The sequence below is a fragment of the Rhizobium sp. BR 250 genome, assembly GCF_047445855.1.
Lineage (GTDB): Bacteria > Pseudomonadota > Alphaproteobacteria > Rhizobiales > Rhizobiaceae > Agrobacterium > Agrobacterium tumefaciens_I.
Genome location: NZ_JARWKW010000012.1, coordinates 52,626 through 75,176 on the forward strand (window position 1 = coordinate 52,626; position 22,551 = coordinate 75,176).

Sequence of the window (22,551 nt, forward strand, 5' to 3'; positions counted from 1 at the left end):
ATGAGAGCGATACATGTTTCCCGAACATGTGCGGCAAGCCTTGGGAGCAGCTTTCCCCCACAAGACACCCAATGCGCTGCGAAATCACCTTAAACTTTTGTAATGGCCGCGACAATGTCCGTGGCTCGATCGCCCTGCGATGCAGGGGCTGGAGTGATTTTCGGGCCAGGTGCCGGCCTACTCTGTCGCGCTTCCTGTCGCCGCGGGTTCTGGCCAAAGAAAAAGCCGCCTCGTTTCCGGGGCGGCTTTGGTATGCGTATGGGCATGCCGAAGTCAGAAGGCCCGGATGGCGTTGCGCGTCGTAACCACGTCGTCGGCAATATTGCCCGTCGTTGCCGGAACAGAGCCGACAAGATCCAGGAACTTGTAGAGTTCGGTGGCCTGCGAATTGGTGACGTAGATGATGTCGCGATCCTGCATCGGGAACTTCGTGCTGGCGAAGAAGGTCGACGGGTCGCGCAGATTGGCGCGGAAGATGACCGGAACGTCCTCCCCGGGGAATTTCGACGTATTGATGCCGAGCTTCACGAGAAGGTCGCGTTTGACGATACGATAGACATAGACCTGTGCAGGGTCCGCACGGGAATCGACCAGTCCGCCCGCTTTGCCGAGCGCATCCGAAAGCTTGAGATCGGCATCTTCGAACTCGAAACGTCCATTCAGGCCGGAAGCGCCAAAGGCGAGATAGGTGCGGCGTTCCCGCTCCACCATGATCGTATCGCCCGGAACCACATAGATGTTTTCGGACGGCGTGCTGACCAGGTGGTTATAGTTGACGCGGGCGGTCTTTCCGCGACGGATCAGCGTGACGTAGGATTCGATGTTCGGCGCGCTGAGGCCCTTCGCATAAGAAATGACGTCGAGAACACGGTCACCCGCTTCCGAAAGCTGAACCTTCGTTGCTTCCTTGACGTCGCCGAGCACGGAGGCCTGCGCGGAGCGGCTGGAAATCTTGGTGATGAGAACCTGCGGTTCGATGGCGCGGTTGGCCAGCCGCTCCTCGATTTCGCTCTGCACGTCCTCGACATTGCGGCCGGTGGCGCGGATCTTGCCGGCATAGGGAACGCTGATATTGCCTTCGCGGTCCACCGTCTGGTTCGGCAGGCTGATGAAGTTTCCGGGACGGCTGCCGGCGTCGTTTGGAATGAACAGGCCACCCGCCTGGCTTTCAAAGATCGCAACCTGGACCACGTCGCCGACACCCATGGGCAGCGCCGGAACGCCACCCTTGCCACCGCCGAAGCTGCCGAGCAGGGTAGAGGAGGTGGTATCGCCGACGTAATTGAGAACGGAGCTGTTTATGTCGATCAGCGCGTAGTCGACACCTGCGGTTTTCTTCTTGTCCTTGGAGGTGAACTTCACGGAGGCGTTGGATTCGATTGACGCGGCATCGGGGCCGGATGCCGCGGTAACCGTGCAACCGGCCAGCGCTGCAGAGGCAAGCAGAATCGAAACATTCAATAAACGCATTTGGTCCTCAAAATGAATATCGTCCAAAAAGCGGGAACAATCCGGACATCGTATAGGTTTCTAAAATAATCACTTTATAAAATAATTTGGTAAAGAAACCCCCGCCGACATTACCAATCGATCAGCAGAATCGCATTGTGAAATAATAACGCTTTCCTCAGGGCATATGCCCAAGTTCTGGCGACGCTTCAAGTTTATTCATTGCTAAATCGCGTTGGAAGAATCCACGCCATTTTCAATATTCGCGTTCCCGAATGTTTTCAGTATCGCCGCTCGTCAATATTCGGTTGTCTGCAATAATCCCCGCAATGGCTACATTGCGCTAGTGCAGTTTTGTCACGCTTGCGAGGTTTCTTACCTGTCGGTCTAAAAATCTTTCTAATTAATTGTTGCGTAAAGATTTTTTAATTTTACCAGCGCTGGTCAGGCCCTTTCGGCGAGCGCAAAATTCACGGTATCGGCGAATTCCCGCAGGAACCTTTCGCGTGAGAAGCGTGCGGCATTGTCGATGCAGGCGCTTTTGTCGAAACTGTCTGAATTGTCGACGAATTCCTGCACGGCGCCACGGATTGCTTCGGGCGTCTGTTCGCGGAAATAAAGACCGGTCGGCTGATTGGAGGCGCCGAGCGGGATGACGGTTTCGAGCGCGCCGCCCTTGCCATAGGCGATAACAGGCGTGCCGAGCGCCTGGGATTCGACCGGTACGATGCCGAAATCGTCTTCAGCCGCAAAGACGAAGGCCTTGGCTTCGGCCATGTATTTATGAAGCTCCTCATTGCCGACAAAACCAAGGATTTCGACATTGGGCGTCGCGATTTCGCGAATGCGTTTCATGTCCGGCCCGTCGCCGATGACGACCAGTCGCTTGTCGGGCATCTTCGCAAAGGCTTCGACGATGAGGTGCACCTTCTTGTAGGGCACCAGCCGGGAGGCGGTGACGAAATAGTCGCCCTTGCGGTCGGAAGGAGACAGGTGGGAGGTGTCCACCGGCGGATAGATCACGGTGGAATCACGGCCATAACACTTGCGCACCCGGTTGCGGATGAACTTGGAGTTGACCGTCATCAGGTCGACGCCATTGGCGGTGCGGATATCCCACATGCGGATATAATGAAGAATGGCGCGGGCGATCCAGGAGGTGAAGCCGCGCGTGAGCCGCGTTTCCTTGAGATATTGGTGTTGAAGATCCCAGGCGTAGCGAATGGGACTGTGGATATAGGAAACGTGGAACTGGCCCGGGCCGGTGATGACGCCCTTGGCGACCGCATAGCTTGAGGAAATCACCAGATCGTAGCTGCTCATGTCGAATTGCTCGATGGCAAGCGGCATCAGCGGCAGATAGGAGCGATATTTTTTTCGGGCGAAGGGCAGTTTCTGGATGAAGGAGGTGTGGACCTGCCGGCCGCCGAGAAATCCCCGGTCGCGCTCGCTCATGAAGTCGACAAGGCAATAAATATCCGCGTCCGGATAAATCTCCAGGAGATTGTGAAGCACCTTTTCGGCCCCACCCCTGTCGGTGAGCCAGTCATGCACGATTGCCGTCTTCATGATTTCCTCAATAATTTCAACGTAATAAAAAATTTATGATCCGCCTTTGGATAAAGTTCGGCGGTGTGGAATATCGGCTTTGTCTGCAGCCCTTAAAAACACGGCTGATGGAAACGAATGACGTAATTATAATATCAATGGCAGGCGATGTCTGTCGGAATTTTGTCTTTCCAGCTATTCCAATAGCACTTTGTTCGCAGATGCGAAATATCCCGCCTTCTTAATTCGCTGTCTGCCATCGATCTTTATCGTCCGGCTTCCTTGAGCCCCCTGTCGATGCGGCGTGCAGCCACTCGTTTTCCAGCAAAAATCACCGTTATTTTTGCCCCTTGTCCTCCCTTCTCGCAAAGCCTCCTTCTCCTATCGGCGCCCCCCGGCTTCCATCTTCCCCGGTGAGGGTCATTGACAAGGCGTCTTATCGGGATATTCTGTTATAAAGATGCATATAACATAATAATGGAACATCAGGTTGGAACAAAGAGCTGGGAGCTTGACCATGAGACGTAAACTTGCATTTCTCGCCACCGCCGCCTTGCTGCTTGCGCCGGGGGTGATGATGGCTCAGGAAAAGGGCGGCGTGATCAACGTCGCGACGATCGGCGAGCCGCCGACACTCGACCCCATGGCCTCGACCGCCGATCTCGTCGGCATCGTCACGCAGCATATTTTCGAGACGCTCTATACCTTCGACAAGGGCTGGAAGGTGACGCCGCTTCTGGCCGAAAGCCTGCCCGAGATCAGCGCGGACGGCAAAACCTACACGATCAAGCTGCGCCAGGGCATCAAGTTCCATGACGGCAGCGACATGACGTCTGAAGACGTCGTCGCCTCGCTCGGCCGCTGGATGAAGATCGCCTCGCGCGGCAAACAGGCCGCCGGTTTCATCGACAACATTTCCGCACCCGATGCCGGAACGGTGACGATCACCCTCAAGCAGCCCTATGCGCCGCTGGCCTCGCTGCTCGCCTTCAACAATTCGGCGGCCATCATCCTGCCGGCGGAAAAGCAGGCGGAGCCGATGGCCGAATTTATCGGCACCGGTCCCTATATGCTGAAGGAACGCAAGGCGGATCAATATATCCAGCTCGTCCGCTTTGACGGCTACAAGTCCCGCGAGGGGGATAGTGACGGTTACGGTGGCGCACGCCACCAATATCTCGATGAAATTCGCTTCGTTCCGGTGCCTGATCCGAACACCCGCGTCGAAGCCGCCGTTTCCGGGCAATATGATTACGTCGATTCCATTCCGGTCGAATCCTTCGACAAGGTGAAATCCTCGTCGGCCTCGCAGCCGCTGATGCTGAAGCCTTTCGGTTATCCGGTCTTCGTGTTCAACACAAAGGAGGGGCTGTCTTCCAAGCTTGAGGTCCGCAAGGCGGTAACCGAAGCGCTGAACATGGAAGACATGCTGGCGGCCGCTTTCGGCAGCACGGATTTTTATGCGCTTGATGGCGCCTATTATCCTGACAATTTCTCCTGGCATTCGGAAGAGGGTGTCGAGGGCAATTATAATATCGGAAACCCGGAGGCCGCTGTCGAAAAGCTGAAGGCGGCCGGTTATAATGGCGAGCCGCTGCGTATTCTCACCAGCCGGCAATATGAATTCCACTACAAGATGGCGCAGGTCGCCGCCGAATATCTGAAGCTTGCCGGTTTCAAGGTGGACATGCAGGTGGTGGACTGGGCGACGCTGACGCAGCGCCGCGCCGATTCGAAACTCTGGGACATCTACATCACCCACAGCCCCTTCCTGCCGGAACCGGCGCTGATCGGTGCGCTCTCCACCGGCTCGCCGGGCTGGTGGGATACGCCGGCGCGCAAGGCGGCGGTTGATGCCTTCACTTCCGAGGCTGATCCGGACAAGCGCGTCGCACTCTGGGCCAATGTGCAGAAGACGATCTATGCGGAGCTGCCGCTCATCAAGATCGGCGATTTCAACGCCGTGGCCGCCAAGTCCAACAAGCTGGAAGGCGTCGATCCGGCTCCATGGCCTTATTTCTGGAACGCCTCGGTTAAGAAGTAGGATCAGCTTGGTCTCGGGGTGCAGGGTATTACATCCGCACCCCCGTCATCCCGGCCTTGAGCCGCGATCCAGCGCGATCAAGTCCTTGATCGCAAGAGTCTCTTTCACCACGCGGACGCGTGGTGGCTGGATGCCGGATCAAGTCCGGCATGACGGAAGCAAGCGTTTTTCCCGACCCTGAGTGCGAGGTGCCGACACTCATCGTCAACCCAGTTCAACCGTCGCCTGGTTGCGGCAATCACGCGCTTCGGAGCTTTCATACGTGATACGCTATATTTTCCAGAGACTTGCGGGAATGATCGTGGTGATGTTCCTCGTCGTCACCATCGTTTTCGTCATCCTGCGCGTCACACCCGGAGACCCGGCCGCCGTGATGCTGGGGCCGGATGCCTCGGCGCAGGACATTGCGGAACTGCGCACCCGGCTTGGTCTCGATCAGTCGCTCGGGGTGCAATATGTCTATTATATTGGCCAGTTGCTGAAGGGTGATCTCGGTCAGTCGATCTTTCTCAACATGCCGGTCGGCTCAGCGCTTCTTGACCGGGCGGAACCGACCTTCTTCCTGACGATATTTTCACTGCTGATTGCCAGTGTCATCGCCCTTCCCATCGGCATCTATGCCGCTTACCGGCGCGGTTCTTTCGTGGATCAGGCGGCGACCACGGTGGCGATGCTGGCGGCAAGCATTCCGAGCTTCTGGCTCGGCCTCATCCTCATGCAGGTCTTCGCCGTCCGGCTCGATATGTTCCCGGTGTCGGGTTACGGCGGGCCGGGCGCAAGTTTCCTCGAGCGCATGTATCACCTGACCCTTCCGGCAATCGCGCTCGGCCTCGTTTCCTCTGCCCTCATCCTGCGCTTCACCCGCGCTTCGATGCTGGATGTTCTCGGCGACGATTATGTCCGCACCGCCAGAGCCAAGGGCGTCAAGGAGCGCCGGGTGGTGATGAAACATGCGCTGAAGAATGCGCTCATTCCCATCCTCACCGTGCTTGGCCTCACCGCCGCCGTGCTGATTTCCGGGGCGGTCGTCACGGAAACCGTCTTCGGCCTGCCGGGTGTCGGCAACCTCGTCGTCTCCGCTGTGCTTCGGCGTGATTATCCGGTCATTCAGGGTGCGCTTCTCGTTATCGCCGGGCTTTACGTGCTCATCAATTTTGCAATCGACATGCTTTACCTGCTGGTCGATCCGAGGGTTCGTTACTGATGGCCGATATTGTTTCCACCACCCCACCGGCGCGCAACCCGACCATCCTGTTCCTGCGGCGCTTTCTCAAACGCAAGACTGTGGCCGCCGGCGTCATTGTTCTCTTCGTTTTCGTGCTGCTCGCCGTCTTCGCGCCGATGATCGCACCCTATTCGCCATCGAAATTGTCGATCGTGAACCGCCTGAAGCCGCCAAGCGAACTCTACTGGTTCGGCACCGACGAGTTCGGCCGCGACGTCTTTTCCCGCACCATCTATGCCGGAAGGTTGTCGCTTCTGGTGGGGGCCGCCGTGGTGGCGCTTTCGGCGCTGATCGGCATCACCCTCGGGCTGCTTGCCGGTTTCTTCCAGAAGCTGGACACGCCGATCGCCCGGCTGATCGATGCGATGATGGCCTTTCCGGATATTCTGCTGGCGATTGCGCTGGTGGCGGCACTCGGCCCGTCGCTCACGACTGTCATCATCGCGCTGGCTGTCGTCTACTCGCCGCGCCTTGCCCGCATCGTGCGCGCCTCGACACTGGTGATCCGTGAATTGCCCTATGTGGAGGCGGCCAAGGCGCTCGGCATTTCCACCTTCCACATCATGACGCGGCATGTGCTGCGCAATCTGGTCTCGCCGATCCTCGTGCAATGCACCTTCCTTTTCGCCAGCGCCATGCTGGCCGAGGCCGGCCTGTCGTTCCTGGGGCTTGGCGTCAGCCCTGAAATACCGACCTGGGGAACCATGATTTCCGCCGGCCGCCAATATATCGGCCAGGCCGACTGGATGACCTATTTCCCCGGCTTTGCCATCATTCTTTCCGTACTGTCGCTGCAAATGGTTGGCGACGGGCTGCGGGACATGCTCGACCCAAGACTGCGAAGGGATTTGTAATATGTCGTCCGGCGAACAGGCGAAAACGCCTCTTCAAGCTCCCATTCTTCTCACCAATGTCAAACCCGTCGGTTTCGGAAAGGGCGCATCACAGGCTTCGACCGATATTCTGATCGGCGGAGACGGCAAGATTGCCGCGGTAGGCTCTGCCCTGCAGGCGCCTGCGGATGCCCAGCGCATCGATGCCAAGGGCGCCTTCATCTCGCCCGGCTGGGTGGATCTGCACGTGCATATCTGGCATGGCGGCACCGATATCTCCATCCGTCCCTCCGAATGCGGAGCTGAGCGCGGCGTGACCACGCTGGTGGATGCCGGCTCGGCGGGCGAAGCGAATTTCCATGGTTTCCGGGAATATATCATTGAGCCTTCGAGAGAGCGCATCAAGGCCTTCCTCAATCTCGGCTCCATCGGCCTTGTTGCCTGCAACCGCGTGCCGGAACTGCGTGATATCAAGGACATTGACCTTGATCGCATTCTCGAAGTTTATGCCGAAAACAGCGAACATATCGTCGGCATCAAGGTGCGGGCGAGCCATGTCATTACCGGCTCCTGGGGTGTGACGCCGGTCAAGCTCGGCAAGAAGATCGCCAAGATCCTGAAAGTGCCGATGATGGTGCATGTGGGCGAACCGCCCGCACTTTATGATGAAGTGCTGGAAATTCTCGGCCCCGGTGATGTCGTGACCCATTGCTTCAACGGTAAGTCAGGCTCCAGCATCATGGAAGACGAGGACCTGTTCAACCTTGCCGAACGCTGCGCCGGTGAAGGCATCCGGCTGGATATTGGCCATGGCGGGGCATCCTTCTCCTTCAAGGTGGCGGAAGCGGCGATTGCGCGTGGCCTTTTACCTTTCTCGATCTCGACGGATCTGCACGGCCATTCGATGAATTTCCCGGTCTGGGATCTGGCAACGACCATGTCGAAGCTGCTGTCGGTTGATATGCCCTTCGAAAATGTCGTCGAGGCCGTTACCCGCAATCCGGCCTCCGTCATCCGCCTCGATATGGAAAACCGTCTCGATGTTGGCCAGCGCGCCGATTTCACGGTTTTCGATCTGGTGGATTCCGATCTGGAAGCGACGGATTCCAATGGCGACGTCTCGCGTCTGAAGCGCCTGTTCGAGCCGCGTTACGCGGTCATCGGTGCCGAGGCGATTGCCGCCAGTCGTTACATTCCAAGGGCGCGCAAGCTGGTGCGCCACAGCCATGGTTATTCCTGGCGCTGAACCCGAATGGAAAGGCGGGAGCATGCCCTCCGCCTTCCGCAGACATTACGGGATACAAGTCCCGGCATTATGAGGAATTCGCGTGAAACAGTCTTCGCTTGATGCAGAAGGGCACCTTTCGCCCTATGACCGGCTCGCTGCGCTCGGCATCTCCCTGCCGCCGCCGCCGCCGCCGATTGCCAATTTCGTCACGCATGTGGTGGAGGGCAACATGCTTTATCTCTCTGGGCAGGGACCGCGGGAGGAAAACGGCCATCTTTACGCCGGCAAGGTGGGCGCGGAAATCGGGCTGGAAGAGGCCTATAATCATGCACGCCTCACCGGCATCAACCTGCTTGCCGTCATGCATGAGGCGCTGGGCGATCTGTCGCGGGTGAAGAAGGTGGTCAAGCTGCTCGGCATGGTCAATGCCGTCAGCGATTTTCGCGATCACCCGAGCGTCATCAACGGCTGTTCCGATCTCTTCATCGATGTGTTCGGCGATGCCGGGCAGCACGCCCGCTCCGCCGTGGGTTTTGGCTCGCTGCCGGGCAACATCACCGTCGAGATCGAAGCCATCGTCGCACTCAAGGGTTGAGGCTATTCAATGGTTGCGCCAGCCCATCAGCTTCTCGATCCGTTCCGCCGAGACCCTGACCTGTTCGGTATAATGGTTCTCGTCCGCCAGAACCTTCTGTTCAGGCAGCACGATCGAAATCGTCGCGACGCATTCGCCCCTGTTGTCGCAGATCGGCGAGGCGATACAGGCGACGGCATAATCGGATTCGGCGACCTGTATCGACAGCCGGTCATGAAAAGCGGCTGCGGCCGATTGCGACAGGGTCTCGGGATTGATTTCCGCACGGCCGGTCGGCGAGGAGCGGGCGCAGCGCCGGAAAAGTTCGAGGCGCTCCGCCTCCGGCAGATGGCCGACGAGCAGACGGCCGGACGCCGTCCAGTTCAGGGGAACGCGGGTGCCGACGCGGGACGCAACCTGAAAATGGCTGGGCCCATCGGCCATGGCCAGCACAAGCATATGGTCGCCATCGCGGCCGCAAAGCTGCACGGTCTCGCCCGCATGGCGGCACAGATCGTGCATTTCGTGGGTGGCGACACCCATGAAATCCAGAGAGCGGGCATAGGCAAGGCCATAGTGGTAAAGCCGCGCGCCGAGCCAGATGTTGCCATCGGCATTACGCGCCAGCATGTTCTTTTCGACGAGATCGTCGATGATCACATAAACGGTGGAAAGCGGCGCCTTGATCGCCTTGGCGATGGCGTAAGCGCCAGCAGGAGAACCGGTTTCGTAAAGATAATCAATCACCTGAAGAGCGCGGTCGATGCCGCTGACGCGCGAGCGCTTGGCCGCCTTCGTGTCCGCGTTTTCAGCGGCGTCGGGCAGGGCGGTTGAAGGCATTTCGTCCAGTTTATGGGCGTCCAATTTTGGCTCCTCATGAATTCTGAGAAGCTATTACATTATTATGGCATATATGTCGATGCCCATCGCATCGCAAGAACAGGAGAAAGACATGACCGAGGATATCAGAAGCAGGATCGGTCTTCGCCCGGTCATCAACGTCTCGGGCACCATGACCTCGCTCGGCGCTTCGATTGTCGTTCCCGAGGCCGTTCAGGCCATGGCGGCCATCCTGCCGCAATTCGTCGAGATCAACGATCTGCAACGCAAGGCGAGCGCGGTAATATCAAGGCTGACGGGCGGCGAGGCCGGTTTCGTCACGGCCTCCTGCTCGTCCGGCATCAGCCTTGCGGTGGCGGGTGCGATCACCGGCAATAATCTGCTGGCCATCGAAAAGTTGCCCGATGCCGCGCCTGAGAAGAACGAAGTGCTGGTGCAGATGGGTCATGTGGTGAGCTATGGCGCGCCGGTGGATCAGGCGATCCGGCTCGGCGGCGGCAAGGTAGTGCTGATCGGGCAGGCGACATCGACCCACCGTTTTCACATGGAAAACGCCATCACCGAAAAAACTGCGGCGGCGGTTTATGTCGTCTCGCATCATGTGGTCGACTACGGCCTGCTGCATCTTTCCGAATTCGTCGAGATTGCCCATGCCAGGGGCGTACCTGTTATCGTCGATGCGGCTTCCGAATATGACCTGAAACTGTTTCTGGCCACCGGCGCGGATGTGGTACTTTATTCCGGCCACAAGTTCCTCGGCGGCCCCACGTCGGGCATCGTTGCCGGCAAGAAGGAACTGGTGCGCCATGCCTTCCTGCAGAATATGGGCATCGGCCGCGGCATGAAGGTCGGCAAGGAAAGCATCTATGGCGTCATGGCCACGCTGGAAGCGTGGGAAAAGCGTGACCATGCCGGTATTCGCGAGCGGGAAACAGGTTATCTCAACCTCTGGAAAAAGACGCTGGACGGACGCCCGGGCGTGACGGCGCTGATCGAACCGGACCCGACCAACAACCCGCTCGACCGGCTGCGCGTCATCATCGATGCCGAAGAAGCGCATATCACCGCGTGGGACCTGACGACGGCGCTGGCGAGGGGTAATCCGCCGATCATTACCCGTGATCACGAGGTCGAGCATCGCTATTTCTATCTCGACCCCTGCAACCTGCATCCCGGCCAGGAGACCATTGTTGCGTCTCGTCTGGCGGAAGAGCTGGATAAGGCGCGCGCCTCCAACGAGGTGATCGCCACGCCGTTCGAAGACCGCAGCCGCCACCGTTTCGACGGCATGCTGCGCTGGCCGGACTGAGTGGAACGAGCGGGTGCCGCGAGCTTCTTCTCCCCGAGGGGAGAAGTCCGCGGCAGCGGGATGAGGGGGCACCCCCGCCGGATTTCGGAAACCTTGCCCCCCTCATCCGACTCTTCGGGCCACCTTCTCCCCCCCCCCCGGGGAGAAGAAGCAGGCCGCGACGCCGTGCCTGAATTCAAACGAGAAGAAAAGAAGGGAACGATCATGACAATGCCGCAGGTCGCACCGCTTGGTGCCGAAGATGCCGTGCTTTCCGTCCGCAATCTCACCACGTCCTTCTTCGTGGATGGTGGCTGGAAACCCGTTGTGCGTGATATTTCCTTCGATGTGGGCCCCGGCGAGACGGTCGCGATCGTCGGCGAAAGCGGTTCCGGCAAAAGCGTAACCTCGCTCTCCATCATGCGGCTGCTGGACCGCGAAAGCAGCAGGGTAAAGGGTGAAATCCTGCTTGGCGGTCGCAACCTGCTCTCCCTTTCCGAAGACGCCATGCGGCGGGTCAGGGGTAACGAGGTCGCCATGATCTTTCAGGAGCCGATGACCAGCCTCAATCCGCTCTTCACCATCGGCGACCAGATTTCCGAAGCTTTGCTGTGCCATCAGCCGATGTCGAAAGCAGAAGCAAGGGCGGAGACGGTCCGCCTTCTCGAAAAGGTACGCATCCCTTCCGCCGCCTCGCGTTTCGATGAATATCCGCACCGCTTTTCCGGCGGTATGCGCCAGCGTGTAATGATCGCCATGGCGCTGGCCTCGCGGCCGAAACTGCTCATCGCCGACGAGCCGACGACGGCGCTCGATGTGACCATTCAGGGCCAGATTCTCGACCTCATCAAGACGCTGCAGGAAGAGGAGGGCACCTCCGTCCTGTTCATCACCCATGATATGGGCGTGGTGGCGGAAATCGCCGACCGAACGGTCGTCATGTATCGCGGCGAGCAGGTGGAAGTCGGCGCGACGGCGGATATCTTCCATCGCGGCAAACATCCCTATACCCGGGCGCTTCTGTCCGCCGTTCCGGTTCTGGGGTCGATGAAGGGCGAGGAAAGACCGCTGCGGTTTCCCATCGTCAACACCACCACGGGGGAAACACAGGAACCGGCCCGCCCGGCCGATACCGTCGATGCCAGCGCGCAGCCGGTGCTCAAGGTGGAGGGGCTGACCAAGCGCTTCGACATCCACTCCGGCCTATTGGGACGACTCAGCGGACGCGTGCATGCGGTGGAGAATGTGTCGTTCGATCTCAGGGCTGGTGAAACATTATCTCTCGTTGGCGAAAGCGGTTGCGGCAAATCGACGACCGGTCGCGCCATCATGCGACTGATCGAACCGGATGCCGGTTCGGTGGTGGTCAATGGCGAGAATATTCTCACCCTCGACAAATCAGGCATGCGTGAGATGCGCAAGACGGTGCAGATGATCTTTCAGGATCCTTTCGCCTCGCTCAATCCGCGCATGACGGTGGGGGCGGCGATTGCCGAACCGTTTCTGGAACACCGCATGGGAAGCACCCGCGAAGCGAAGGAGGTGGTGGCCGACATGCTGAAGAAGGTCGGCCTCTCGCCCGATATGGCGGCGCGTTACCCGCATGAGTTTTCCGGCGGCCAGCGGCAGCGTATCTGCATCGCCCGCGCGCTGGCATTGCAGCCGAAGGTCATCGTCGCCGATGAAAGCGTTTCGGCACTGGATGTTTCCATCAAGGCGCAGGTCATCAACCTGATGCTGGATCTGCAGCAAAGCCTCGATCTCGCCTTCCTGTTCATTTCCCATGACATGGCCGTGGTGGAACGCGTCAGCCATCGGGTGGCGGTAATGTATCTCGGCGAAATCGTCGAAATCGGCCCGCGTGCTGCCGTCTTCGACAATCCGCAGCACGACTATACCCGCAAGCTGATGGCCGCCGTGCCGGTGCCGGACCCGGACCGCCGCAACACAAGGCGCGGTGCGGCGAATGACGAGCTGAAAAGCCCGATCCGCGCTGTCGATTATGCCGTCAAGCCGCGTGAATATCGCGAGGTTTCGCCCGGCCATCTCGTGGCGCTCTAACTGCTGCCCCGTTTTCCCAGAGCGCGGCGCTTTACACGGGGGGACATTCTTCTATACCGCTTCTGGCCGCGTGACACCGATCACGCGCGGAAGGCGGATTATGGCTGTGGCGGAAAAGCAGTGGCGCAAAAGCTTCGAGACGGCAGCGGCGGTGATGCTGTCACGTTTCGATGCCGTGCTTGGCGCGGTGGCCGCATTGATCCTTGCGGCCCTTCTCGTGGTGGTGCTGGTCAATGTCACCCTGCGATATCTGCTCCATACCGGCTTCATCGGCGCGGAAGATCTCGGCATATGGCTCAATGTGGCGATGATCGCCGTCGGTGCACCGCTCAGCCTCAAAAGCGCATTGGCAATGCGGCTCGATGTCTTCGTGCGCTTCCTGCCGCAGCGGTTTCATGCCGTCACTGAAATTCTCGCCGATGCTTTCTCCTTTGTTGCCGCACTCATCCTTGCTTTCGGCGGGGTGGAGATCGCGGCCATGCTGGGCGGTACTTCGCCGACGCTCGGCCTGCCGGAATGGGTGCGTTTCGGCTTTCTTGGCGCGGGCGGCGGGCTGATTTTTGTCTATCTGGCGTTTCAGCGTTTCAGCGAAGGCAAGATGCTCGCCGTCCTGCTGTCCATGGCCATCGCACTTGCGACCTATGTTGGCCTGCCGGCGGTGTTTATCGATACGAGCCTGCCGCCGAGCTTGTTTCTGGCACTGACGGCGGCGTTGGGACTGGTTCTGGCGGCACCACTCGCTCACGCTTTTCTTGCCGCTGCTTATGTGGCGATTGCCTTCGGCAGCACCTTGCCGGAGCCGGCCATCGTTTCCTCGACCGTGACCGGTATGTCGAAATTCCTGCTGCTCGCCATCCCCTTCTTCCTGCTGGCCGGCAGCCTGCTGACGGTATCCGGTGTCGCCAACCAGCTCGTCCGCTTCGCCGCTTCCGTCGTTGGCCACCGCCGGGCGGGTCTGGCGCAGACAACGCTTCTGACCAGCGTGCTGTTTTCCGGCGCATCCGGCTCATCGGTCGCCAACGCCGCCTTCGGCGCTTCCACCTTCCAGCCGGAACTCGTCAAACATGGCTATCCGCCGGCGCAGGCGGGCGCGATCATCGCCGCGACATCCGTGCTGGACAACGTCATTCCGCCCTCTATCGCTTTTCTGATCCTCGCCACCGCCACCAATCTTTCGGTCGGTTCGCTGCTGGTCGGCGGCTTCTTCGCCGGCGGGCTGATGGCAGCCTGCCTCGGCGTGGCGATCCATTTGAGCGTGCGCAGCGTCGATACCCTGCCGCGCGCCACCGGGGCAGAGCGATGGCGCTCAGCCATCGCCGCGATACCGGCCTTCGGCCTTGGTGTCATCGTGGTGGTCGGCATCCGTATCGGCATCGTCACCACCACGGAAGCGGCCGCCCTTGCGGCACTTTATACGCTGCTTCTCGGCCTCGGTTACCGGCTGGGCGCCGGCCGCATTTTCGCGACCTTCCGGCAATCGGCAGGGGAGGCGGCGGCGATCGGCCTTCTGATCGGTACGGCCGGTCCTTTCGCCTTTCTGCTGGCGGTGGACAATGTCTCCGGCCTCGTCACGGATTTTGTCACTTTGCTTGGCGGCAGCAAGATCGCGGTGCTGCTGCTCTCCAACCTCATCCTGCTCGCGGTCGGTCTGGTGCTGGATATCGGCGCGGCGATCCTGCTCTTCGGGCCGATCCTGCTGCCGGCTGCTGTCGCAGCTGGCATCGATCCCATTCATTTCGGTGTCATTCTGGTGGTCAATCTGATGATCCACGGCCTGACGCCGCCGCTCGGCATGCTGATCTTCGTGGTCAGCGGCGTGACCCGTGTTCCGGCTTCCGCACTTTTCCGGGCGGTCATTCCCTATCTCGTTTCGCTGCTCGTTGCCCTCGCCATTTTGTGTGTCTGGGCCATATTCTTTTAAGTCAGGGGTTTTCGTCATGACCATTACCAATCGCCGTCATCTCCTCAAGCTCTCCGCCCTCGGTGCGGCGACGCTCGCCGCACCGGCCCTGGTGCGCACGGCGCATGCCAGAACACGCAGCCTCACGGTCGCGTCGCTGTTTGCCGACGATAAGCCGGAGACGAAAATCTGGGTCAAGATCAGCGAGCTGGTGGAGGCGAAACTGCCCGGCCGTTTCCGCTTCAACATCGTCAAGAGCGGGGCCCTGGGTGGCGAAAAGGAAGTGGCGGAAAACATCCGCCTCGGTTCGGTTCAGGCCAGCCTCTCCACCGTCTCTTCGCTGTCCGGTTGGGTGCCGGAACTGCAGATACTCGATCTGCCCTTTCTGTTCCGCGACGGCGAGCATGTGCGCAAGGTGGTGACGGGTGAGACCGGCGAAGAGCTGAAGGCGAAGCTCGCTGCACAGCAATTCATTGCCGCCGGTTTCATCAATTACGGCGCACGCCATCTTCTGACCAAGGAGCCTGTGACCCGGCCGGAACAGTTGAAGGGCAAGAAAATCCGCGTCATCCAGAGCCCGCTGCACACCAGATTGTGGAGCGCTTTCGGCATGACACCGGTCGGTATTCCGATCACTGAGACCTATAATGCGCTGGCGACCGGCGTGGCCGACGCCATGGACCTCACCAAATCGGCCTATGCCGGTTTCAAGCTCTACGAAGTCGTGCCCTATCTGACAGAGACCGGACATATCTGGGCCTCGGGCGTGGTATATTATGGCGCAGCCTTCTGGAACCAGCTGGATGACGAGGAAAAGAAGGTACTCACGGAAGCCTCCAGCGAAGGTGCCCGTTATTTCAACCAGTTGATCGTTGAAGATGAAGTAAAGTCCGTCGACCTTGCGCTCTCGAAAGGCGGCAAGGTGCTGCAGCCGGAAATGCCGGATGAATGGCGCAAGGGCGCGCAGGGTGTCTGGCAGGATTTTGCCGGAATTGTCGGCGGCCTCAAAAAGATCGAGGCGATACAGCAGGCCTGAGGCCAGCGCATCGGAACTGAAAGGGAAGGCGCTTTTGCGCCTTCCCCTTTGTTTTAGCGGATATCCTGCGGCAGAACGTCCGAAGGAATATTCTGGTAGGAAACCGGGCGCATGAAGCGGCGGATCGACATGGTGCCAACAGAGGTTGCGCCGAAGTTCGTGGAGGCCGGGTAGGGGCCGCCGTGAACCATGGCCTCGGAGACTTCAACGCCGGTCGGGAAACCGTTGGCGAGAACGCGGCCCGCCTTGCGCTCCAGGATCGGCAGCAGCTTGCGGCCGAGTTCGGCGTCGCCGGCATCGAGATGCAGGGTTGCCGTCAGCTGGCCTTCGAAGCTCTTTGCCACTTCCAGCATTTCTTCGGCGCTGTCGACTGTCACGATCAGGCCGAGCGGTCCGAAGACTTCTTCAGCAAGCGCGTGGTTGGCAACCCAGTCCTTGCCGGAAACCCGGTAGAGATAAGGCGTTGCGTTGCGCAGGTTGCAGGTGGTGGTCAGCACGTCGCGCACGCCATTGCCAGCGGCGATACGGTCACGGCCGTCGCGATAGGCGGCGGCGATACCGTCCGTCAGCATGACCTGCGGGCCGACTTCGGAAAGTGCTGCGCGGGCGGTTTCAGCAACTGCGTCCGCCTGCTCGGAGAGAATGACGGCAATGCCCGGATTGGTGCAGAACTGGCCTGCACCCATGGTGAGCGAACCGGCCCAGCCCTTGGCGATGGCTTCGCCACGGGCGGCAACGGCTTCCGGCAACAGGAACATCGGGTTGACCGAACCGAGTTCGCCGAAGAAGGGGATCGGCTCGGGGCGCTGGGCGCAGAGATCGAACAGCGCGCGGCCGCCGGCGAGCGAACCGGTGAAACCGACCGCCTTGATGCGCGGATGCTGCACGAGCGCGGAACCGACATCGCGGCGGCCGCCCTGGATCAGCGAGAAGACGCCGGGATGCAGATTGTGCTTCTTGACGGCTGCGAGAACGGCTTCGGCAACGATTTCGCCGGTGCCGGGATGGGCGGAATGACCCTTGACGACAACAGGGCAGCCGGCTGCGAGCGCGGCGGCCGTATCACCACCTGCCGTGGAGAAGGCGAGCGGGAAGTTGGAAGCGCCGAAAACGGCGACGGGGCCGATCGGGCGCTGCATTAGGCGGATATCCGGGCGCGGCAGCGGCTGGCGATCCGGCAGGGCTTCATCGTGGCGGCGGTCGAGATAGTCACCCTTGCGGATATGCGACGCGAAAAGGCGGAGCTGGCCAACGGTGCGGCCGCGCTCACCCTGCAGGCGGGCAGCGGGCAGGCCGGTTTCCGACGAGCCGATTTCGGTGATGGCGTCGGCGCGGGCTTCGATCTCATCGGCGATGGTGTCGAGGAATGCGGCGCGCTCTTCGCGGGTGGTGTAACCATAGCTCCAGAAAGCGTCTTCGGCTGCCTCACAGGCGGCGTTCACCAGATCGACGGTGCCGACCGAAAAATCGAAAGCTTCGCCATGTGCAGGCTCGCTGCGGAATTTTGCTTCCGTTGCGACCCATTCTCCTGCAACCAGATGTTTGCCGTGCGGCTTGAAACTCATTGTGCTCTTCCCTGAAAATCTGATCCTGTGTGGAAAATCCACCCGACACCGTGACATCGCACCGAAAGGCGACAGCGCCAAGGCCATCAGCCGCGATCCTTGTCCGGTTGCCTTCTGCCTTAGCCCGTGTGAGGCCTGAGCGAAAGCCGGTTTTTCGACTATTTGGCCAAAAAGTGTGATTAATTGGGCGAGACGTAAAAAAGACCTGCTTCCGTTTACGCGCACGGCGTTTTATATGACGTCATGATGACAAACAGACTTCCGAAATATGTCGCCTGGTCGGTTCTTCTGCTGATCGTGATCGTTACAATCTGCCCGATCGGCTTTCGTCCGCACACGCTGACGACTGTTGGCCTCGACCGCGCCGCCGCCTTCGCCTTCTGTTCGGCGGCCTTCGTGCTGGCCTATCCGCGTTATTGGCTGGCGGTCATCGTGACGGGTATTGTCGCGGCTTTCGGTATCGAGGCGCTGCAATTCCTCTCGCCGACGCGTCACCCGCATCTGATGGACGCCGCCGTCAAAGCCGCTGGAGCGGTTGCCGGCGGACTGGCAACCTTCTCCTATCTCACGTTGCGGGCACGGTTGGCTGCAGGCTGACGTAATAGCCCGCGGTCAAGTTTCCCTGCTCAGTCTCTGCCGCTCGCAAGCCCGAAACGGCCGTGGGACAGCGTGCGCTCGATACCGCGCAATTCCGCCAGCCCCTTCAGCCGACCGATGGCGGGGTAACCGGGCTGCGCGCCGCGCGTCAGGTCGTCGAGAATTTCCTGTCCATGGTCGGGCCGCATCGGAATTTCGTGGTCTTCGCGCCCCTCCGCCCGGCGACGGGCCTCTTCGGTGAGGAGTGCGGCGATAACGGCGACCATGTCGGTTCCGCCTTCCAGGTGCTCGTCCTCGAAGAAGGAGCAGGGCACGGTATCGGTATCGCGCGTCACATTGCGCAGATGCACGAAATGGATGCGATCGGCAAAACGGCTGGCGATGAAGGGCAGGTCGTTATCGGCCCGTGCGCCAAGGGAACCGGTGCAGAGCGTCACGCCATTGGCGCGGCTGTCGACTTGGGACAGCATATGGGCATAGTCCGCTTCCGTTGACAGAATGCGCGGCAGGCCGAGCAGCGGCCACGGCGGATCGTCGCCATGGGCGCAGATATTGATGCCAACCTCTTCCGCAACCGGCGTCACCGCGGAGAGAAAGTCGATCAGGTTCTGTTGAAGCCGTTCCCGGTTGATGCCGTGATAGGAACGCAGCTTTTCCAGAAGCTCAGCAAGCGTATAACCATCCGCCGAACCCGGCAGGCCCGCGCCGATGTTTCGCCCGAGCGCGGTGATTTTGGTGTCCGGCATCTCGGCGAAGCGTTTTGTCGCTTCTTCGATCAGCCAGTCCGGGTAATCGGCCTTCGCGTTTGGGCGCTTCAGGATATGGATGTCGAAGGCGGCGAAATCGGTGAGATCGAAACGCATCGCCTTGGCGCCGTGCTTCGTTTCCCAGCGCAGGTCGGTGCGCGTCCAGTCCAGCACCGGCATGAAATTATAACAAACGGTGCGGATGCCGGAGGCGGAGAGGCGGCGCAGCGTCTCCTGCCAGTTGGCAATGTGGCTTTTCCAGTCACCGGTCTGGGTCTTGATATCCTCGGAAACCGGCACGCTCTCCACAACGTCCCAATATAGCCCGCCGGCCTTGATAGCCTCATGCCGTTTGGCAATCTCGTCTACCGGCCAGACATCGCCGGTGGCGATGTGATGCAGCGCGCTGACGATGCCTTCCGCACCCGCCTGAGCCGCATCCTGAACCGTGACCTTGTCGACCGGGCCAAACCAGCGCCATGTATGTCTCATCTTTTATCCTCAAATATCATTCTGCGGAAAATGTCAGTTGCACCTTGCAGGCGGCGGAGCGGTCTCCGGCCTGTTCGAAGGCTGCTTTGGCTTCCCCGAGGGGAAAGCTGTGGGAAATGATCGGTCGCACATCGATCTTGCGCGACGAGATGAGCCCGGCGGCGATGGCGAATTCATCATGAAAGCGCTGCGAGCCACGCCAGACGATCTCTTTGCCCACCAGCGCATTGAGCGGAATGGTGATGTCACCCGTGACGCCCACCTGCACGATGGTGCCTCGCGGGCGCACGCAGGCGAAGGCGCTGCGAAGTGCGGGGCCGGCCGCGGAGCAATCGAAGATGACGTCGAAATAACCCTTATTGTCCTGATAGGGCAAAAGCGGCTCGGCGTCCTTCGCGACATTGATGGTGCGGTCGGCACCCATGGCGGGCGCGCGTTCCAGCGCCGCATCGGTAAGATCGGTCGCGACGATAATGCCTGCACCAGCATGACGGGCAGCGGCGATGGTCAACAGGCCAATCGGGCCGGCGCCCGTCACCAGCACTTTTGCGCCCGTCAGGTCACCTGCCTGGGTGACTGCATGCAGGCAGACCGCGAGTGGCTCGGTGCAGGCGGCCTCGGCGGGTGAGGTGGCATCTGAAAATGTGGCGCATTGTTTCGCGGGAACCACCAGCCTGTCGCGGAACATGCCCTGTTCATGCGGCAGGCGCATGGCGCTGCCCATGAAGCGCATGTCGAGGCAATGGATCGGCTGGCCCTTCAGGCAGAACTGGCAATGGCCGCAGGGTTGCGAAGGGTTGACGGCGACGAGCTGACCAACGGTCAGTCCGCTCACACCCGCGCCCAAAGCCGCGACATGGCCGGACGCCTCGTGGCCGCAGATGATCGGTTCGCGCACCCGCACAGGGCCGAAACCGCCATCCTGATAATAATGCAGATCGGAGCCGCAGATGCCGCCCGCCGCCATGGCCAGCAGCACTTCGCCGGGGCCGGGGGCCACCACGTCCTGCGTTTCGACGCGGATATCTTCACGGGAGTATAGACGTGCCACGCGTGTCTGCATGACGATGCCCTCATATATATGGAATGAAAGAAGCCCGCGCGGCGAACCGCGCGGGCAGGGATGTTTTCGTTAGCGGATCAGGCCCATTTCCGTCGGCAGCCACAGTGTGATGGCCGGAATGAAGGTGATGAGCAGCAGCGCCACGAACAGCGGCACCAGCCAGGGCAGGATGGCCACCGTCGTGCGTTCGACGGAGAGTTTCGCCACGCGCGAGAGCACGAACAGCACCATGCCGAGCGGCGGATGCAGCAGCCCGATCATCAGGTTGAGCGTGATGATGAGGCCGAAATGCACCGGATCGATATGGAACTGCAGCACCAGCGGCAGAAGGATCGGCACGAGGATGGTGATCGCCGCGATGGTGTCGAGGAAGCAGCCGACGAACAGCATCAACAGGTTGACCAGCACGAGGAAGATCCATTTGCTGTCGGTGATCGTGAGGATTGCTGCCGACAGAAGCTGCGCTGCCTGGCTGACCGTCAGCAACCATGCGAAGACCGATGCCGCCGCGACGATGAAGAGCACCGAAGCGGTCGTTTCGATCGTATCGAAGGTCGATTTCGCCAGTGTCTTGAACGTCATGGTCCGGTAACGGACAAGGCCGAGGAACAGCGACCACAGAACGGCCGCGACGGCTGCCTCCGTCGGTGTGAACCAGCCCATGGTCATGCCACCGATCAGGATGACCGGTGTCATCAGCGCCATGACGGCGGAAAAGTCGAAATACCAGTCGCAGGCGAGCAGGATGACCAGCACGATCAGGATCGACAGGTTAAGCGACAGGCCGAATGCCGTGAGGATATAGATGCCGAGCGGCACCATCATCACGACGAAGACTTCGATCGACGCGCCGAAGATGGTCCTGAGGCTGAAGGGTGTGTCCGAACCCCAGCCCTTGATATAGGCGAAGACGGCAACCGTGATCATCATCAGCAGCGTCATGACGACGCCGGGCACGATGCCGGCCATGAACAGCGCGCCAATCGAGACATTGGCCATCATGCCGTAGATGACGAAGGGCAGCGAGGGCGGGAAGATCGGGCCGAGCGTTGCGGAAGCGGCGGTGACGCCGACGGCCGCCTCGACCGGATAACCGTGATCCTTCATGGCCTTGATTTCGATGGTGCCGATACCGGCGGCATCGGCAAGTGCGGTGCCGGACATGCCGGAGAAGATCACCGAGCCGATGATGTTGACCTGCGCGAGACCGCCCTTCATCCAGCCGACGAGCGCCACGGCGAAGGAATAGATACGTCCCGTCACCCCTGCCGTGTTCATGAGATTGCCGGCAAGGATGAAGAAGGGGACGGCAAGGAGCGGAAAGCTTTCCACGCCCGCGATCAGTCGCTGCGCCGCGATGATATCAGGCGCGACATTATAGAACACGATGTAGAGCAGCGAGGCCGAGGCCATGGAAATGGCGACCGGCAGGCCGATCAGCATCAGCAGAAGAAATGAACCGATAAGAAGCAGCATGTGATCAATCTCCCGCGCTCTGGAATTCTTCAGGCCGTTCCAGAACGGAATAACCGCGCCGCATATTGGCGATGAAGACCTGTACGGACCGGAAGAACATCAGAACGAAAGCGGCCAGAACCGTATAAAAAACAATGCTGCGCGGAAGCGCCACGGTGACCATTTCCTCGTCCGCGACGATTTCCATATACCGCCACATCAGCCAGGAGGTGTAGGCGAAGAACAGGATACGCAGCACGTCGACAAGGATCGACATGACGCGGGCCACCTGCGGCGGCACATAGTGATAAAGCACATCCACCTGGATGTGGCGCGACATGCGCACGCACATGACAGAACCCAGAAACACCACGCCGATCAGGCAGTTGACGGCGATTTCTTCCGTCCAGGCGTAGCTGTCGTTAAGCACGTAGCGGGTGAAGAACTGAAGGAACACACAGCCCGTCATCAGCCAGAAAAGGCCAAGCGTGACCCAGTCCTCGAATGAATAGACCTTGAGATCGACCTCGGGCGGCGCCTCATCGAATGTATGGGCGAGCTCCTCAGGCGTGACCTGAGTATGGATTTCCTGCGACATTGAGATATC

18 protein-coding genes are annotated in these 22,551 nt (G+C 60.1%); 10 read left to right on the top strand and 8 right to left on the bottom strand.

What is annotated here, in order from left to right; all coding sequences use genetic code 11:
• Positions 1–273: 273 nt before the first annotated feature.
• Both QD336_RS18685 and QD336_RS18690 read right to left on the bottom strand, forming a co-directional pair.
• Positions 274–1,470 (bottom strand): polysaccharide biosynthesis/export family protein, encoded by a 1,197-nt coding sequence (locus QD336_RS18685; protein WP_499171711.1) that lies wholly within the window; start codon positions 1,468–1,470, stop codon positions 274–276.
• A 423-nt stretch (positions 1,471–1,893) separates the two neighbouring features.
• Positions 1,894–3,018 carry a glycosyltransferase family 4 protein gene (locus QD336_RS18690; protein ID WP_269342937.1) on the bottom strand — a complete coding sequence of 375 codons (1,125 nt, stop codon included), beginning with the start codon at positions 3,016–3,018 and terminating at the stop codon, positions 1,894–1,896.
• 496 nt (positions 3,019–3,514) lie between these two features.
• Between QD336_RS18690 and QD336_RS18695 the strand changes: the two genes are divergently transcribed.
• The 5 genes from QD336_RS18695 (at position 3,515) to QD336_RS18715 (ending at position 8,922) form a co-directional block, all read left to right on the top strand.
• The gene (locus QD336_RS18695; protein WP_499171712.1) at positions 3,515–5,041 is read left to right on the top strand and encodes an ABC transporter substrate-binding protein; all 1,527 of its coding nucleotides are present in this window, start codon (positions 3,515–3,517) and stop codon (positions 5,039–5,041) included.
• A 262-nt stretch (positions 5,042–5,303) separates the two neighbouring features.
• Positions 5,304–6,245 carry an ABC transporter permease gene (locus QD336_RS18700; protein WP_265612558.1) on the top strand — a complete coding sequence of 314 codons (942 nt, stop codon included), beginning with the start codon at positions 5,304–5,306 and terminating at the stop codon, positions 6,243–6,245.
• Entirely contained in the window at positions 6,245–7,120 is an 876-nt protein-coding gene (locus QD336_RS18705; protein WP_269342942.1) for an ABC transporter permease, read from the top strand. Before QD336_RS18700 ends, QD336_RS18705 begins: the two co-directional genes overlap by 1 nt.
• A gap of 1 nt (position 7,121) precedes the next feature.
• The gene (locus tag QD336_RS18710) at positions 7,122–8,345 is read left to right on the top strand and encodes an amidohydrolase/deacetylase family metallohydrolase (protein WP_499171713.1); all 1,224 of its coding nucleotides are present in this window, start codon (positions 7,122–7,124) and stop codon (positions 8,343–8,345) included.
• Between the two features lie 82 nt (positions 8,346–8,427).
• Positions 8,428–8,922 carry a RidA family protein gene (locus QD336_RS18715; RefSeq protein ID WP_020011822.1) on the top strand — a complete coding sequence of 165 codons (495 nt, stop codon included), beginning with the start codon at positions 8,428–8,430 and terminating at the stop codon, positions 8,920–8,922.
• A gap of 6 nt (positions 8,923–8,928) precedes the next feature.
• Here QD336_RS18715 and QD336_RS18720 read toward each other — a convergent pair whose 3' ends face one another.
• A complete protein-coding gene (locus QD336_RS18720) occupies positions 8,929–9,741 on the bottom strand; it encodes an IclR family transcriptional regulator (protein ID WP_499171809.1) in 813 nt (270 codons plus the stop codon).
• Positions 9,742–9,853: 112 nt separating this feature from the next.
• Here QD336_RS18720 and QD336_RS18725 point away from each other — a divergent pair, with 112 nt between their 5' ends.
• The 4 genes from QD336_RS18725 (at position 9,854) to QD336_RS18740 (ending at position 16,026) form a co-directional block, all read left to right on the top strand.
• Positions 9,854–11,050 (top strand): aminotransferase class V-fold PLP-dependent enzyme, encoded by a 1,197-nt coding sequence (locus tag QD336_RS18725; RefSeq protein WP_499171714.1) that lies wholly within the window; start codon positions 9,854–9,856, stop codon positions 11,048–11,050.
• Between the two features lie 204 nt (positions 11,051–11,254).
• The gene (locus tag QD336_RS18730) at positions 11,255–13,090 is read left to right on the top strand and encodes an ABC transporter ATP-binding protein (RefSeq protein ID WP_499171715.1); all 1,836 of its coding nucleotides are present in this window, start codon (positions 11,255–11,257) and stop codon (positions 13,088–13,090) included.
• A 154-nt stretch (positions 13,091–13,244) separates the two neighbouring features.
• On the top strand, positions 13,245–15,011 hold the full coding sequence (locus QD336_RS18735; protein ID WP_499171810.1) for a TRAP transporter large permease: 1,767 nt from the start codon (positions 13,245–13,247) through the stop codon (positions 15,009–15,011).
• Positions 15,012–15,027: 16 nt separating this feature from the next.
• A complete protein-coding gene (locus tag QD336_RS18740) occupies positions 15,028–16,026 on the top strand; it encodes a TRAP transporter substrate-binding protein (protein WP_499171716.1) in 999 nt (332 codons plus the stop codon).
• A 53-nt stretch (positions 16,027–16,079) separates the two neighbouring features.
• Here the strand turns inward: QD336_RS18740 and QD336_RS18745 are convergent, their stop codons facing one another.
• Positions 16,080–17,591 (bottom strand): aldehyde dehydrogenase (NADP(+)), encoded by a 1,512-nt coding sequence (locus QD336_RS18745; protein ID WP_269342950.1) that lies wholly within the window; start codon positions 17,589–17,591, stop codon positions 16,080–16,082.
• A gap of 246 nt (positions 17,592–17,837) precedes the next feature.
• Between QD336_RS18745 and QD336_RS18750 the strand changes: the two genes are divergently transcribed.
• Positions 17,838–18,188 carry an antibiotic resistance protein VanZ gene (locus QD336_RS18750; protein ID WP_269342951.1) on the top strand — a complete coding sequence of 117 codons (351 nt, stop codon included), beginning with the start codon at positions 17,838–17,840 and terminating at the stop codon, positions 18,186–18,188.
• A 29-nt stretch (positions 18,189–18,217) separates the two neighbouring features.
• Here the strand turns inward: QD336_RS18750 and uxuA are convergent, their stop codons facing one another.
• From uxuA to QD336_RS18770, 4 genes are all read right to left on the bottom strand, one after another.
• Positions 18,218–19,426, bottom strand: a complete 1,209-nt coding sequence (uxuA, locus tag QD336_RS18755; RefSeq protein WP_499171717.1) for a mannonate dehydratase — start codon at positions 19,424–19,426, stop codon at positions 18,218–18,220.
• Between the two features lie 16 nt (positions 19,427–19,442).
• Positions 19,443–20,489 carry an L-idonate 5-dehydrogenase gene (locus QD336_RS18760; RefSeq protein WP_499171718.1) on the bottom strand — a complete coding sequence of 349 codons (1,047 nt, stop codon included), beginning with the start codon at positions 20,487–20,489 and terminating at the stop codon, positions 19,443–19,445.
• Between the two features lie 69 nt (positions 20,490–20,558).
• Positions 20,559–21,965: a TRAP transporter large permease gene (locus QD336_RS18765; RefSeq protein ID WP_269342956.1), complete on the bottom strand. Its 1,407-nt coding sequence runs from the start codon at positions 21,963–21,965 to the stop codon at positions 20,559–20,561.
• Between the two features lie 4 nt (positions 21,966–21,969).
• A complete protein-coding gene (locus tag QD336_RS18770; RefSeq protein ID WP_269342957.1) occupies positions 21,970–22,542 on the bottom strand; it encodes a TRAP transporter small permease in 573 nt (190 codons plus the stop codon).
• Positions 22,543–22,551 lie beyond the last annotated feature (9 nt).

Bases quoted from the DNA above. Each gene is read 5' to 3' on its own strand.
- QD336_RS18735 (WP_499171810.1), top strand. From the start codon at position 13,245: ATGCTGTCACGTTTCGATGCCGTGCTTGGCGCGGTGGCCGCATTGATC.
- QD336_RS18745 (WP_269342950.1), bottom strand. From the start codon at position 17,591: ATGAGTTTCAAGCCGCACGGCAAACATCTGGTTGCAGGAGAATGGGTC.
- QD336_RS18730 (WP_499171715.1), top strand. From the start codon at position 11,255: ATGACAATGCCGCAGGTCGCACCGCTTGGTGCCGAAGATGCCGTGCTT.
- QD336_RS18710 (WP_499171713.1), top strand. From the start codon at position 7,122: ATGTCGTCCGGCGAACAGGCGAAAACGCCTCTTCAAGCTCCCATTCTT.
- QD336_RS18695 (WP_499171712.1), top strand. From the start codon at position 3,515: ATGAGACGTAAACTTGCATTTCTCGCCACCGCCGCCTTGCTGCTTGCG.
- QD336_RS18760 (WP_499171718.1), bottom strand. From the start codon at position 20,489: ATGCAGACACGCGTGGCACGTCTATACTCCCGTGAAGATATCCGCGTC.
- QD336_RS18690 (WP_269342937.1), bottom strand. From the start codon at position 3,018: ATGAAGACGGCAATCGTGCATGACTGGCTCACCGACAGGGGTGGGGCC.
- QD336_RS18765 (WP_269342956.1), bottom strand. From the start codon at position 21,965: ATGCTGCTTCTTATCGGTTCATTTCTTCTGCTGATGCTGATCGGCCTG.
- QD336_RS18720 (WP_499171809.1), bottom strand. From the start codon at position 9,741: ATGCCTTCAACCGCCCTGCCCGACGCCGCTGAAAACGCGGACACGAAG.
- QD336_RS18770 (WP_269342957.1), bottom strand. From the start codon at position 22,542: ATGTCGCAGGAAATCCATACTCAGGTCACGCCTGAGGAGCTCGCCCAT.
- uxuA (WP_499171717.1), bottom strand. From the start codon at position 19,426: ATGAGACATACATGGCGCTGGTTTGGCCCGGTCGACAAGGTCACGGTT.
- QD336_RS18685 (WP_499171711.1), bottom strand. From the start codon at position 1,470: ATGCGTTTATTGAATGTTTCGATTCTGCTTGCCTCTGCAGCGCTGGCC.
- QD336_RS18740 (WP_499171716.1), top strand. From the start codon at position 15,028: ATGACCATTACCAATCGCCGTCATCTCCTCAAGCTCTCCGCCCTCGGT.
- QD336_RS18750 (WP_269342951.1), top strand. From the start codon at position 17,838: ATGACAAACAGACTTCCGAAATATGTCGCCTGGTCGGTTCTTCTGCTG.
- QD336_RS18725 (WP_499171714.1), top strand. From the start codon at position 9,854: ATGACCGAGGATATCAGAAGCAGGATCGGTCTTCGCCCGGTCATCAAC.
- QD336_RS18705 (WP_269342942.1), top strand. From the start codon at position 6,245: ATGGCCGATATTGTTTCCACCACCCCACCGGCGCGCAACCCGACCATC.